12 protein-coding genes, 1 tRNA gene and 1 riboswitch are annotated in these 12,614 nt (G+C 56.6%); of the genes, 9 read left to right on the forward strand and 4 right to left on the reverse strand.

What is annotated here, in order from left to right:
* Nucleotides 1–734: 734 nt before the first annotated feature.
* Both M4951_RS22790 and M4951_RS22795 read right to left on the reverse strand, forming a co-directional pair.
* Nucleotides 735–807, reverse strand: a tRNA-Arg gene (locus M4951_RS22790).
* 156 nt (nucleotides 808–963) lie between these two features.
* The gene (locus M4951_RS22795; RefSeq protein ID WP_262023904.1) at nucleotides 964–1,380 is read right to left on the reverse strand and encodes a VOC family protein; all 417 of its coding nucleotides are present in this window, start codon (nucleotides 1,378–1,380) and stop codon (nucleotides 964–966) included.
* Nucleotides 1,381–1,564: 184 nt separating this feature from the next.
* Between M4951_RS22795 and M4951_RS22800 the strand changes: the two genes are divergently transcribed.
* From M4951_RS22800 to M4951_RS22810, 3 genes are all read left to right on the forward strand, one after another.
* A complete protein-coding gene (locus M4951_RS22800) occupies nucleotides 1,565–2,461 on the forward strand; it encodes an RAP domain-containing protein (RefSeq protein ID WP_262023905.1) in 897 nt (298 codons plus the stop codon).
* Nucleotides 2,458–3,732, forward strand: a complete 1,275-nt coding sequence (gene hemA, locus M4951_RS22805; protein ID WP_262023906.1) for a glutamyl-tRNA reductase — start codon at nucleotides 2,458–2,460, stop codon at nucleotides 3,730–3,732. The genes M4951_RS22800 and hemA overlap by 4 nt, the downstream gene beginning before the upstream one ends.
* A gap of 133 nt (nucleotides 3,733–3,865) precedes the next feature.
* A complete protein-coding gene (locus M4951_RS22810) occupies nucleotides 3,866–4,939 on the forward strand; it encodes a PP2C family protein-serine/threonine phosphatase (protein WP_262023907.1) in 1,074 nt (357 codons plus the stop codon).
* Nucleotides 4,940–5,043: 104 nt separating this feature from the next.
* On the opposite strand, the gene M4951_RS22815 is transcribed toward M4951_RS22810, so the two are convergent.
* Entirely contained in the window at nucleotides 5,044–6,363 is a 1,320-nt protein-coding gene (locus tag M4951_RS22815; RefSeq protein WP_262023908.1) for a polysaccharide pyruvyl transferase family protein, read from the reverse strand.
* A 195-nt stretch (nucleotides 6,364–6,558) separates the two neighbouring features.
* On the opposite strand from M4951_RS22815, the gene M4951_RS22820 reads away from it, so the two are divergent.
* From M4951_RS22820 to M4951_RS22835, 4 genes are all read left to right on the forward strand, one after another.
* Nucleotides 6,559–7,386 carry a uracil-DNA glycosylase family protein gene (locus M4951_RS22820; protein WP_262023909.1) on the forward strand — a complete coding sequence of 276 codons (828 nt, stop codon included), beginning with the start codon at nucleotides 6,559–6,561 and terminating at the stop codon, nucleotides 7,384–7,386.
* A gap of 62 nt (nucleotides 7,387–7,448) precedes the next feature.
* Nucleotides 7,449–7,511: riboswitch (guanidine-III (ykkC-III) riboswitch) on the forward strand.
* Nucleotides 7,512–7,529: 18 nt separating this feature from the next.
* Entirely contained in the window at nucleotides 7,530–7,850 is a 321-nt protein-coding gene (locus M4951_RS22825) for a DMT family transporter (RefSeq protein ID WP_262023910.1), read from the forward strand.
* 23 nt (nucleotides 7,851–7,873) lie between these two features.
* Nucleotides 7,874–8,068, forward strand: a complete 195-nt coding sequence (locus M4951_RS22830; protein WP_262023911.1) for a CPXCG motif-containing cysteine-rich protein — start codon at nucleotides 7,874–7,876, stop codon at nucleotides 8,066–8,068.
* Nucleotides 8,069–8,232: 164 nt separating this feature from the next.
* Nucleotides 8,233–8,775, forward strand: coding sequence for a hypothetical protein (locus M4951_RS22835; protein WP_262023912.1), 543 nt, complete (start codon nucleotides 8,233–8,235; stop codon nucleotides 8,773–8,775).
* Between the two features lie 8 nt (nucleotides 8,776–8,783).
* Here M4951_RS22835 and pgi read toward each other — a convergent pair whose 3' ends face one another.
* Nucleotides 8,784–10,415, reverse strand: a complete 1,632-nt coding sequence (gene pgi, locus M4951_RS22840) for a glucose-6-phosphate isomerase (protein ID WP_262023913.1) — start codon at nucleotides 10,413–10,415, stop codon at nucleotides 8,784–8,786.
* 304 nt (nucleotides 10,416–10,719) lie between these two features.
* Between pgi and M4951_RS22845 the strand changes: the two genes are divergently transcribed.
* Nucleotides 10,720–11,616 carry an amidohydrolase family protein gene (locus M4951_RS22845; protein ID WP_262023914.1) on the forward strand — a complete coding sequence of 299 codons (897 nt, stop codon included), beginning with the start codon at nucleotides 10,720–10,722 and terminating at the stop codon, nucleotides 11,614–11,616.
* A gap of 26 nt (nucleotides 11,617–11,642) precedes the next feature.
* Nucleotides 11,643–12,419, forward strand: coding sequence for an amidohydrolase family protein (locus M4951_RS22850; protein WP_262023915.1), 777 nt, complete (start codon nucleotides 11,643–11,645; stop codon nucleotides 12,417–12,419).
* Nucleotides 12,420–12,614: the final 195 nt, after the last annotated feature.

The raw sequence follows: 12,614 nt of genomic DNA on the forward strand, positions 1-12,614 counted from the left end.
CGTTGCCAAACCCCTATTGATGCCGAGCCGACGAATCGATCGCCATCACCAGATGGTCGTAAGCCGCATTGCACCCAACCGGACCAATTAACTCGCAAGAAAGAGTGGAAAATTCGGCTACTTGGACCTATCGAAAGCAGTAGCCGATGCGCAGCTTGATCGCTGGATTATTGAGAACGCTTGAATCGTCCAGGACCTAGAAATGCCATCGCCTAATTCGCGAGAAGGTGGCGAAGGGATACTGCGAATATCTCTCCTAGACATCTCTGATGGAAAAGTCGCGTCTCTTTGATAGCAGTTTTCCTAGCCAGACGCGTTGAAGAACCAACTTGAGCCCGAATGTCGCATTGATGGTTACGACCGGTTATCGCAATCGATTCCTAATTCTCATAATTACAAAGCCTCGCCGTTCCACGATTCGAAGGTTCTAGTTGAATTGCTCAGTCGGGGCAAGTTCGGACCACAAAACTCCCGATCCCCAGAATCTGCCACAGCCTAGTCCATCGTGACGCGTGCCCGCTTTGAGTCGCTCCTCGATGAAGCACGTTGATCGATTGCCACTACCTGCTATCCCCCGTAAATCGCCACCCAATAACGGCTCAAAAGTTTGTGCGCATGGTGTGCGCAAATGGGGACTAAAACAGACCTGAATAGACCATTTCGAGAACTGTCCAGAGCTCGAAGACAGGCATAAAGAAAGCCGCAAACCTTTACAGATTCATGGCTTACATAAGTGCCCCCGGGTGGAATCGAACCACCGACACGCGGTTTAGGAAACCGCTGCTCTATCCACTGAGCTACGAGGACCAAAGGTTATCTTTCTTGATCCGCAGGGCGCTGTGCGACAGGCGGACCTAGTATGGGCTCTATCGTAATGTTAGGGGGTAGTTCTAAAAAGAGGGAGCCAGGTTCGCGCGAGCCTGCGGATTAGGCTCGCGCTGCTTGGGGTTTCTTTTCGGCGGCTTATTCCAAAATCAGGCACCCGCGGTCGTCGAATTTCCACATCGCGCCATGGGCGACTTCCCAGTGGTAGCCGTCGGGGTCGGTGAAATAACCGCTATAGCCGCCCCAGTCGGTTTCGTGGGGCGGTTTGACGATCGTGCCGCCGCATTGCTGGGCGAGGGCCATGACCTGGTCCACTTCTTCCTTCTCGCGGGTGTTATGGGCGAGCGAGATGCCGCCGAAGCCGGGCTGCGGGATGGGAACGTGGGGACCGATGTCGGCTGCGAGCTGATCGAGCGGAAAAATCGACAGCACTACGCCTCCGGCCGAGAAAAAGGCGATCGGATCGGTTGGCTGGGCCGTCGTTTTGAACCCGAGATCGCTATAAAACTGGTAAGATCGGGCGAAGTCGCGGACGCCCAAACAAACAATACTCATGCGGGGCTGCATCGGAAATCTCCTTTCGGTCGAGAGAAAACGGCGGGAACTCCGCCTGACGTAAGCCTTGGCCCGGATTATCCTTAGAATCAAAAGCGAACGCCAGTCGTCGGCGCCCGGTTGCCGATTTAGACTCGGCGGCGAATGATGAAGTCGACCCAATCCGCGAGATACCTACCCCCCAATGCTTTCCGGCATTTCCATCTTCTGCTTTACCGCCAGCTACGGCGTCGCACTATTGCTTGAGATCGTGCGGCTCTTTTTCCGCGCGCAAGTCCGGGCCATTTTGTCGGTCGGATTCATGGCCGCCGGCTTGATCGCACATACGATTTATTTGGTCGGAGAGCAAAACGGACTGGTCGAAGCGGGGCCGATCTCGTCTTGGCATCATTGGTGCCTGATCGTGGCTTGGGTGTTGGCGGCGACCTATTTGGCGATGTCGCTGACCCATCCGAAAACGGCGCTCGGGCTCTTCATGATTCCACCGGTGCTGCTGCTTTTGGGGATGGCCTATTGGATGGATCAAGTCGCGCCGTTTGATCCCGGCAATCGGGTGCGGCCGCTGCAAATCATTCACGGTGTGTTGCTGTTAGCCGGCACAGCGGCAGTCTTTCTCGGCTTTGCAACCGGCATCATGTATTTGATTCAATCGTATCGGCTGAAGCACAAGATGCTGCAGCGCGAAGGGTTTCGACTGCCGAGTCTCGAATGGCTGCAAAACTTCAACCGCCGCACGCTGATCGTTTCGACCTGTCTGCTCGCCGGCGGACTGCTGGCAGGCGTCTTGCTGAAAATCGATCGCCAAACCAACAGTTTCCCGTGGAGCGATCCCGTCGTCTGGAGCTCCGGGATTCTCTTCCTGTGGCTGGTCGCGGCGACGCTGTTTGAATTGATCTACAAACCGGCGCGGCAAGGGCAAAAAATCGCCTATCTGACGCTGGCCAACTTTATGTTTCTCGGCCTGGTGCTGGCGCTGATCTTGTTCGGGCCGACGCAGCATGCACGGTCTCCCAAAGAACAGGCGTCCCTCTACAACTCGCTCACTCCTACCATCGCTCAAAGCGAAGAGGGGACGCGATGAAGTTGCAGATGATCGGCCTGAGCCATCACAACGCTTCGGTCGAAATCCGCGAACGCCTGGCGTTTAGTCCTGACCAGGCGCAAGAGGCGCTGAAAACGTTTCACCGTCGCTTTCCCGATATCGAATCGGTGCTGCTCTCGACCTGCAATCGAACCGAAATCTACACGGCGGCGCTCGACGGCAACCTCTGTCCGACGCATCACGACATGGTGCAGTTCTGGGCCGAGTTCCACAAGCTGGAAGCGAAAGACGTTTTTGACAACGTCCTAGAGCGCACCGGTGAAGATGTCGTGCGGCACTTGTTTACCGTCGCGGCAAGTCTCGACAGCATGGTGGTCGGCGAAGCGCAGATCTTATCGCAAGTAAAACAGGCCTATGAACTGTCGACGCAGATCGACAGCGCCGGCACGTTGACCCATAGCTGTTTTCAAGCGGCGATTCGCGTCGCCAAGCGTGTTAGCAACGAGACGACGATCCACAAAAAGCGGGTCAGCATTCCGAGCGTCGCGGTCAGCGATTTCGCCAGCAATGTCTTTGATCGGTTTGACGACAAAAACGTGTTGATCATCGGCGCCGGCGAAATGGCGGAAGAGACTTCTCGCTATTTGGTCGATGTCGGGGCCAAAGCGTTTACGGTCGTCAATCGCAGCCTAGAACGCGCCGAACGCCTGGCGGCGACGTTCGCAGGCAAAGCGCTGCATTGGGACAAACTGCACGAAGCGGTCGTCGCAGCCGACCTGATTGTTTCGACTACCGGCGCGACAGAGCCGATTATTCATCTGGAAGAATACAAGCAGTTAGAAGCGGCCCGCTTCCAACGGACGTTGTTTGTCTTGGACCTGGCGATTCCGCGCGACTTTGATCCGCGCATCGCCGAGCGCGTGGGGGTCTACCTCTTTTCGATCGACGATTTGCGTCAGACGTGCGACAAGAATCGGGCGGCTCGTGAACGAGAATGGCCCAAGGCTGAGCGGATTATCGAAGACGAAACGGCCAAGTTTATGGCCGACCTTAACCATCGCGCTACGGCGCCGACCATTCGCCGGTTGAAACAACGATCGGACGAACTGAAGGACGAGGAACTGAGACGATTGCTCAACAAGTTGGGCGAACTCGATCCTCGCATTGCCGACGAAATTACCCGATCATTTGATCGCCTGGTGAACAAGCTGCTGCACCCTCCGCTAGAATCGCTGCGTGACGAAGCGGGAAGCGCCTCATCCGACAGTCTGCTTGACGCACTCAAGCGACTCTTCCGCTTGTACGATTAGTGGGCGTGGGATTCTTCATCGAATCTTCTTCTTCGCTCTATTTCGCTCATTCGCGCACTGCCTACGATTGATCCCGCACGGTCATTCGTACACAATTCGAGCATTCCTTCTTCCCTCGGTGACGACGACAACGATGACGGCGTTCAAGATCGTACTGGGTTTGGCCGCGGCGTTTCAAATCGTTTCCGTCGTGTTGGCGTTGCGGCTCAACGCGATCTATCGACGCCGATTTGCTTGGTTGTTTATCAGCGGAGCCGCCGTCTTGATGGCGGTCGGCATGTTTGCGTCGATGTGGCGCATCTGGAACATGGCGATCAATGTCGAGCAACATCCGGCTCTCTGGGCCGAGTCGCTAGCGACGCTGATGATGGCGATTCTTTTTTTCGCCGGGATCGCCACGATTGAGCCGATCTTTAAAGAGAACGAACTGGCTCGCAAGCAGGCCGAAAATGAGAACGAACGCTTGAACGCCGCCGTTCAGCATACGCTGGAAGAAATGATGCTGGCGAAGCAGATTCAGCAGAACTTTCTTCCCAAATCTCCTCCCCAGGCGGATGGCTACGATGTCGCGGCAATCAGTTTGCCGGCCGAATGGACCAGCGGCGATTACTTTGATTTTCATCGGACGAACAATGGCAAACTGATTGCCGTGATCGCCGATGTGGCCGGACATGGAGTCGGCCCGGCGCTGTTGATGTCTTCGGCGCGCTCTTACTTTCGCGAGATCGTTCAGCACTACGTCGATCCAGGCGAAATCCTGGAGCGCTGGAATCGAGTCATTTCTAGCGAGATCGAGTTCGGCGACTTTATCACCGCCTGGGTCGCGGTGATTGATTTGGAACGCCGTACGATGACCTATGCCGGAGCAGGACACAACGCCTGGCTCGTCAGTCGCGACGGCAGCGTGCAAGACCTGGAAGGGGAGGGCCCGCCGCTGGGAGTCATTGGAGACTTCGCATTTCTCGGTTCGGCCGAAGTGACGCTCGAAGAAGGTCAAATCTTGCTGATGGCGACCGACGGAATTCCCGAGACCGAGAATCTCGCCGGTCAGCAGTGGGGCAATGATCGAATGCTATCGATCATCCACGCACGGCGCGGACAACCGGCCGAGCGAATCGTCGCCGACATGGTCGACGCCGTCTCTGGTTTCGCCCCCGACACGCCGCGCCGCGATGACGTGACGGCGATCGTGGTGAAGGTCGCGTAGTTCGTCTTTGCTTGGTAGTCCGCTGCGCGAGCGAGGAAAAATCGTTCGGCAAATCAAAGGCCGATCGAAGTAACCAGCCGAATTTCCCTCGCTTGCGTTGCTGGCTACGAAGAGGCCGCCTTCTGCAGCAACTCGGCGATCTCTTGAAAATTCTCGGCGTAGTTGGTCTCGATTCCGGCGACGGTGTCGTCGATTCGTTTTTTCGCGGCGGGGAAGTCAGCGGCGATTTTTAACGTGGCTGCCGCGATGTCGTCGCCTGAGGTTTCTTCGATGGGGAAATACCAGGCGCTCAGTCCTACATCGCGCCACATGTTCCCTTTGATTCCATCTTCTGGCTGATGCAGGTACATGCAGGGCGTTCCGACCGCTGCCGCGATGATCGGCGAATGACACTCACAACTAATCACGGCCGCCGCATCGGCGTACAGCGTTGCAGCGTCGTCGGTGATCCAATAATTTTCGTGCAGCACCACGTTCTTCTTGACATCTTCCGGCAGCGGATCAAACAGTAGCGGCCGCATGATTTCGACCTGGTAAGTCATCTCTGGGCACAGTACCGCTTTGCCGCCGGTCTTGCGAACCCATGCGATAATCGCCGCTCGCAGCTTGGCGTGATCTTCTTCGGCGTGCGCTTCATTTACCGCTTCGCGGCGGGCGATCTCTTTCGATTCCAGGCCGGTCTTACGAATCTTGTGATACGGCGTGTAGCGGAGTCGGGGAACGCAAACGATGAACTTACGCGGCTCCAAGTCATATTCTTTGATAAACGCTTGCGTCGCTTCCGACTTTTTCAACTTTAAATGAAACGTGCCGTCCGGAGCAAAGCCCAAGTAAGGTCCTGTGACGCCGGCCTCTTTGATGTTTTGCAGCGATTTTTCTTCGCGCGTGAAAACGAAGTCGGCCCCTTCCAGCAAGCTTTGCAATTGCGGCGTAAGCTTGCGACTGGCCGCTTCGCCACCGGCGCTGATCGTGACGCCGAGAATGCCGTACGGCTTTCCTGTTTCTTTGCGCCAAGAGTCGACGTCTCTGGCGGCGACGACACTGGGACCCGATCCATGCAGCAGGAAGTCGGCCTGGTCAAACGCCTGCTGCAGTTCCTCGTTCGAGAACTTGCCGTCGGCGCGGACGTGGCCGCTAACAATTTTCAATTGCGGATAGTTGGCCAGCAGCATTTCACGCACGCCGCGATCGAGCGCATTCGACCACAGGACGACCTCGACGTTGGGAAGATAGTCCTGCATTAGCTGCAGCACGCCTGGCGTGTGGGCGATGTCGCCGATGTTCACCGTTTGCCAACCGCTGCGCAGCAGCACGGTGCAGCGCACGTCCGAAACCGCTTCGGCGGTGAAAGCGGAGGAAATTAGCGGCAGGCTGGTTACGGCGGCTAGTTGCGCCAAACAAGCGCGGCGGGAGATGTTTTGCATGCGGACCAGGGCGGTAGAGGAAGGATTTTCAAGCTCGTAGAGCCCCTTTATTCTGCCTACTGGGAGGTCTGCTGTAAATTCGGCAGTCTGTTTTGGGCGAAGTTCTCGTCGGCAACGTCTTCACGTCGGCCTAGAATTGCCGATAATCGATAGTTATCGCTATTCGATTTTCCGATCGTTCCTGTAAATTTTGGCATGACTGACGACCCGCAAGCTCATCTTCGCCGCGCCTTACTGCAGCAAATGCGGGACTGGCAATCGGCCGGCGTCGAGATTGCGCCCCCAGGCCGCATCTTGGAAGTTCCGGAAGAATTGCTGCTTGCTCCTGCGCCGGCTGTCGAGCCGAAAGCGTCTCTGCCGCAACCAGCAGCGCCAATCGCTGCGCCCACTGCGACGCCTGTCGTCCATCAACCTGATCCTCCACCGGTCGCAAACGCGTCCCCTGGAGGGCGACAGCAACAGTTGGACGTGCTGGCGGCCGAAGTCGCGCAGTGCGTGTTGTGCGAAGAACTCGCCTGCACGCGAACGCAAACCGTGTTTGGCGTCGGCAATGCGAATGCGCGCATCTGTTTTTTTGGCGAGGCCCCCGGCGCCGACGAAGACAAGCAAGGAGAGCCGTTCGTTGGTCGCGCCGGCAAATTGCTGACGCAGATCATTGAGGCCTGCACATTTCAGCGTGAAGATGTCTATATCTTGAATACGCTGAAATGCCGCCCACCGGGGAATCGAAATCCAACGCCGGAGGAGAACGCCAATTGCATGCCTTACTTCGAGCAGCAACTCGCGATTATTCAGCCCGATTATATCGTCTGTCTCGGCAAGTTCGCCGCGCAAAACCTGTTGAAGACCGAAACCGCGATCGGCAAATTGCGCGGCAAGTTTCATGATTACGGCGGAGCCAAAGTAATCGCGACGTATCATCCTGCTTATCTGTTGCGCAATCCATCGGCCAAACGCGAGGTCTGGGAAGACATGAAGATGATGCTGCGAGACATGGGCGTCCAGCTTCCCCCTGTAAAATAGAGCTACGGCAAATACGCCTTGTCACGGGCGACATTCGAGCTAGGATGATTCGTTCTGACTAGCGATTGCTGGCATTCTGCCCCGGACGAGACGCGCCGTACCCGGTTATGTAAAGACGACGCCCTTACTCCAAGGAGCGTCTCATGGCGTGGATTATTTTGATTGTCGCTGGCCTGCTCGAAATCGGTTGGGCGATCGGGCTGAAGTATACCGAGGGATTTACCAAACCGCTCCCCAGTCTGCTGACCGCCGCCGCGATAGTCACCAGCATGTTTCTCCTTTCCGTTTCGGCGCGAACCATTCCGATCGGCTCGGCCTACGCAATTTGGGTTGGCATTGGGGCAAGCGGCGCAGCGCTGCTGGGCGTTTGGCTGTTTGGCGAAAGCCTGTCGCCGGCGCGAGGATTTTTCCTGCTGCTGTTGGTGGGGTCGATCATTGGGTTAAAATTGACCTCAGGCCATTAATTCTCTCTAGGCGGAGAGCCACCATGCAAGAAGATGCAAGCTACGTCTGTGACGCATGCGGCGAAGAGATTGTCGTGCCGATCGATCTATCGGAAGGCCATAGTCAAACGTATGTCGAAGATTGTCCCGTCTGCTGTCGGCCCAGCGTGATCCATGTCGAAGTCGATGTGGATGGAAACGCCCAGGTCTGGGCCGAGCCGGAACAAGATTACGACTGAGCCAGGGATTCGCATAGACCTGCTGGCCAAGGAACCGCTGACCAGCGGTTCGCAAATCGGGAACATTTTTCTTAAAATGAAAGCCGGCTGCGGACGAATAACCTTCCACAGCCGCCGGCAAGTAGGAATTGTCGGTTTTCGCGCCCCGTGCCCTGAGAATGATCATGACCGATCCGCAACGCGACACCCAATTCTCAGAGTCAATGCCTCTCAAGCCGGACGTTGACTATGTGATGCTTTCGCGCTGGCCGCAAGATGGAGATGATTGGATCCATCCCGACGATCGCAATTTGGCCGCCGGCTTGATTCCGAGCGACCGCATCTTTCGCCGCGAGTTGCAACCGGATGGATATTACGAACTCGCCTATGGTCCGCGCAAGATTCGTATTCGTCCGGTGCTGGCCGAAGAAGCGCCGCGACCTGCCTTTGAGATCGGCCAGGTTGTCAAGCTAAAGCTCGCATTTGAGGGGGATCAAAGCGAAGTCGGCCGCATCTATGCGATTCGCTACAGCCAATACTACGACGCGCCCCAGTTTTACTTGATTCGCGGCGACATGAAGAGTCGTACGCCGTACTTGGCCGAGGCTCTGGAGCTGTTTGTCAAAGATGGACAGCTGCGCGAGCCCGACGAGTTCCCCCAATGGAACCCGCCGGCGTCGGATGCCGTCGAGCCCGATAAAAACAACAAGTACGGCGAAGGAATCTAAATCACCGCTTACCGTTTCCGCTTGCGATAGCGGGCAATCAGCGCGTTGGTCGAGCTGTCATGCTCAAGCGTCGGTTCGGACTTGGAGGTCAGTTCCGGCACGATCCGATTGGCCAACACTTTCCCCAATTCAACGCCCCATTGGTCAAACGAGTTGACGCGCCAGATCGTCCCCAGGGTAAAGACCTTGTGCTCGTAGAGCGCGATCAACTTGCCAAGCGCAGCGGGAGTCAGCTTGTCGATCAACAGCGAGTTGGTCGGACGATTGCCGGGGAACGTACGGTGCGATATCTGGAAGTCGGCGACTCCATCCGCTTTCACTTCAGCCGCCGTCTTGCCAAATGCAAGCGCCTCCGGCTGGGCGAAGAAGTTGGCCATCAATTTGTCGTGATGATCGCCCAGCGGATTTAGCGATTGGCAAAAACCGATAAAGTCGCAGGGGATCAGCTTCGTCCCTTGATGAATCAGTTGGTAATAGGCATGCTGCCCATTGGTCCCCGGCGTTCCCCAGACGATTGGCCCCGTCTGATAGTCAACTGGCGCACCATCCAAGGTGACTCGCTTGCCGTTGCTTTCCATGTCCAACTGCTGCAGGTACATGCTGAACTTGCCGAGATAGTGATCGTACGGCAGCACCGCTTGCGTTTCAGCGCCAAAGAAATTGTTGTACCAAAGGTTGAGCAGCGCCATGAGGACCGGAATGTTTTGATCCAACGGCGCCGTGCGAAAATGCTCGTCCATCTCGTGAAAGCCGGCGAGCATCTCGCGAAAGTGATCGCCGCCAACGGCGATCATCAGCGACAAGCCGATCGCCGAGTCGAACGAATAGCGACCGCCGACCCAATCCCAAAATTCAAACATGTTGGCCGTATCGATGCCGAACTTGGCGACTTCTTTCTCATTGGTCGAAAGCGCGACAAAGTGCTTGGCGATCGCGGCTTCGTCTTTCAACGTCTCTAGACACCAGAGTCGCGCGGTGTGCGCGTTGGTCAGCGTCTCTTGCGTGGTGAAAGTCTTCGAAGCGATGATGAACAAAGTTTCGGCCGGATCGAGGTCATGAATCGCCTCGGCCATGTCCGTGCCGTCGATATTCGAAACGAACCGGAATGTCAGATTGCGGTCGCTGTAATGTTTGAGCGCGTCGTAGGCCATCGCTGGCCCCAGGTCAGACCCGCCGATGCCGACGTTGACGATATTTTTGATTGGCTTGCCGGTCTGCCCGCGCCAATCTCCGCCACGAATCTTGGCGGAGAAAGCGGCCATCTTATCGAGCACCGCATGAACCGCAGGCACAACGTTCTCGCCGTCAACGTTGATCGTCGCTCCTTGCGGAGCTCGCAACGCGGTATGCAAAACGGCGCGATCTTCGGTAACGTTGATTTTGTCGCCGCGGAACATCGCGTCAATCCGCTCTCGCAGACCAGAGGCTTCGGCCAATGCGACCAGCAGCGAGATCGTCTCGGCGGTGATCCGGTTCTTCGAGTAGTCGAGATAGATGCCGATCGCGTCGAGTGAAAGCTTTTCGCCGCGGTCCGCCTCGTTGGCGAAAAGATCGCGCAGCTGAACATCGGCCAATTGATCGTAATGCGACTGAAGAGCCTGCCAAGCAGCGGTTTGGGTCAACGATGGCGCCGTCGTCATAGTACGAATCTCCGAAGGTGGCGAGCGAACTCGATATTTTTTTAACAAGCCGAGAGCCGAAACGGCCTAACTCGACAGACTTGTAGTTTAGCGGTCTAGTCCTTGCGGACGTAGCGGGCGCGCAGAAAAACCTAGCGTCAGGCGGCGACCTCTCAAGGAAGCGCCAGCGTTACTTGTCGCGATTCTTGAGCTTTCCATTCTTCTCCATGATATTTCGATGTATCATAAAGAATCGGCCGCGTCGAATTGGGGAAGCGATTCTCTTTTTTGGCCATTACCCCTGCCTTCTTCATGAGTTCGTCACATGACCGTGAGCGCCGCAAACGTCACTCGCCGCGATTTTCTCACGCTGATCTCTGCCGGCGGCTTGCTGTCTCATGCCCAGCCAATCCAGGCCGAACCGGCGATCGAAGCCAAGTCCGCCGCCCCATTTTGGGTCGACGTTAACGTCTATTTATCACGCTGGCCGTTTCGTCGCTTGCGCGATGATACGCCAGATGCGTTGGCTTCGATGCTGCGCAGCAAAGGAATCACCCAGGCCTGGACCGGTAGTTTTGACGGCGTTTTTCATAAAGACATTGGCGCGGTCAATCGGCGACTTTCGGAAGCGTGCGCCCAACATGGCGACGGGTTGTTTATTCCGTTCGGATCGATCAATCCGCTGCTGCCCCAGTGGCAAGACGAATTGCATCTGTGTGCCGAGAAATATCAGATGCCGGGCATCCGACTTCATCCCAATTATCACGGTTATGACTTGAAAGAGGCCCGCTTTCAGGAACTGTTGCAAAGAGCCGCCGAGCGCAACCTAATCGTCCAGTTGTGCGGATGGCTAGAAGACCCGCGGACGCAACATCCGCAGATGCGCGTGCCGACAGTCAACCTGGCGCCGCTGGGTGATCTCGCCGCGTCGACCGCCGGTTTGCGACTGGTGCTGTTGAACGGCGTGAACAGTGCTGCAGGGAAAGCCCAAGCGGAATTGCTGAACCTTCCCAACGTCTATTGCGACATCGCTCAGCTGGAATCAAGCGAAGGCGTCTCGAAGCTTTTGGCGACGACCACAGCCGAACATTTGCTGTTTGGGTCATATTCGCCGATGTTCTATTTTGATTCGGCGCGGCTCAAATTGGCCGAGTCGGTCCTGACGCCGCAGCAAGAGCAAGCGATTCGTTTTGGCACGGCCCACACGCTGCTTCCCGCCTAGCATCCTCCGCGATTTGGATTCGCCCCATGAAGATTTGGGATATGCACTGCCATCTGCCTTCGCCGCAACTGACCGGCGACAGCTTGATGGAACAAGCGGAGCAGTTGCTCGCGATCGCCGGTCGTGTCGGGATCAGCAAGCTGTGCTTGTTTTTAGAAGTCGGCAAGCCGCTGGGGCCGTTCTCCGATGACGAGATCGTCCGCGTGCTAGAGCGCTATTACGATCGCTTGTATGGGTTTGTCTGGTGCGATCTGCAGAAGACGGCCGAGAGCGTCGACCTGCTGCAAAAATGGGTGGGGAATGGCCCGATGGTCGGACTCAAGCTCGGCGGCTTCAGCGGAGTTTGCAGTCGCAGCGAATACGCACCAGTCTTTGAAAAAGCGATCGACCTGAAAGCGGTCATCTACCAACACACTTGGCTAAAAGTCTCCGGCAATTTGCCGAACGAATCGACTCCGCAGGATGTGGTTGAACTGGCGCAACGCTATCCCGACTATCCCTTCATTTGCGGACATTCTGGCGGGGACTGGGAAGTTGGCATTCGCGCGGTTACCGCCGCTCCCAACGTGTCGATCGGAATCGGCGGCTTTTATCCGACCTCCGGCATCGTCGAGTCAGGCGTCCGCCAACTCGGCGCCGACCGGGTCCTCTATGGAAGCGACGCGCCAGGACGCAGTTTCTCTTCTCAGTTGGGCAAAGTGCTGGGCGCCGATCTGCCCGATGAGCAGAAGCAGAAGATCCTGTACGACAATTTCGACCGCTTGATGCAGCCGATTTCGCGGGCCAAAGGTTGGATCGCCTGATCCGAAACGGAGGGCCATACAAGGTGATTCGTCGCAACGCGGGGAAGGTGTTACAGCATCGAATCTCCCGTATTCTCGGTCGATTGGGACGCAAAATATCTCGCTTTAGCCGATAATTTTGGTATGATTACTGGATAGCGTCCCCACATCCACCGACGCTATCCCACCCCGCCCAATTGCTGCAAACCCAGCCAC

Source organism: Blastopirellula sp. J2-11, from assembly GCF_024584705.1.
GTDB lineage: Bacteria > Planctomycetota > Planctomycetia > Pirellulales > Pirellulaceae > Blastopirellula.

Excerpts from the sequence above, each read along its gene's own strand:
- M4951_RS22810 (WP_262023907.1), top strand. The coding sequence starts at position 3,866 with ATGACGGCGTTCAAGATCGTACTGGGTTTGGCCGCGGCGTTTCAAATC.
- M4951_RS22825 (WP_262023910.1), top strand. The coding sequence starts at position 7,530 with ATGGCGTGGATTATTTTGATTGTCGCTGGCCTGCTCGAAATCGGTTGG.
- M4951_RS22830 (WP_262023911.1), top strand. The coding sequence starts at position 7,874 with ATGCAAGAAGATGCAAGCTACGTCTGTGACGCATGCGGCGAAGAGATT.
- hemA (WP_262023906.1), top strand. The coding sequence starts at position 2,458 with ATGAAGTTGCAGATGATCGGCCTGAGCCATCACAACGCTTCGGTCGAA.
- M4951_RS22845 (WP_262023914.1), top strand. The coding sequence starts at position 10,720 with ATGACCGTGAGCGCCGCAAACGTCACTCGCCGCGATTTTCTCACGCTG.
- M4951_RS22815 (WP_262023908.1), bottom strand. The coding sequence starts at position 6,363 with ATGCAAAACATCTCCCGCCGCGCTTGTTTGGCGCAACTAGCCGCCGTA.
- M4951_RS22800 (WP_262023905.1), top strand. The coding sequence starts at position 1,565 with ATGCTTTCCGGCATTTCCATCTTCTGCTTTACCGCCAGCTACGGCGTC.
- pgi (WP_262023913.1), bottom strand. The coding sequence starts at position 10,415 with ATGACGACGGCGCCATCGTTGACCCAAACCGCTGCTTGGCAGGCTCTT.
- M4951_RS22835 (WP_262023912.1), top strand. The coding sequence starts at position 8,233 with ATGACCGATCCGCAACGCGACACCCAATTCTCAGAGTCAATGCCTCTC.
- M4951_RS22850 (WP_262023915.1), top strand. The coding sequence starts at position 11,643 with ATGAAGATTTGGGATATGCACTGCCATCTGCCTTCGCCGCAACTGACC.
- M4951_RS22795 (WP_262023904.1), bottom strand. The coding sequence starts at position 1,380 with ATGAGTATTGTTTGTTTGGGCGTCCGCGACTTCGCCCGATCTTACCAG.
- M4951_RS22820 (WP_262023909.1), top strand. The coding sequence starts at position 6,559 with ATGACTGACGACCCGCAAGCTCATCTTCGCCGCGCCTTACTGCAGCAA.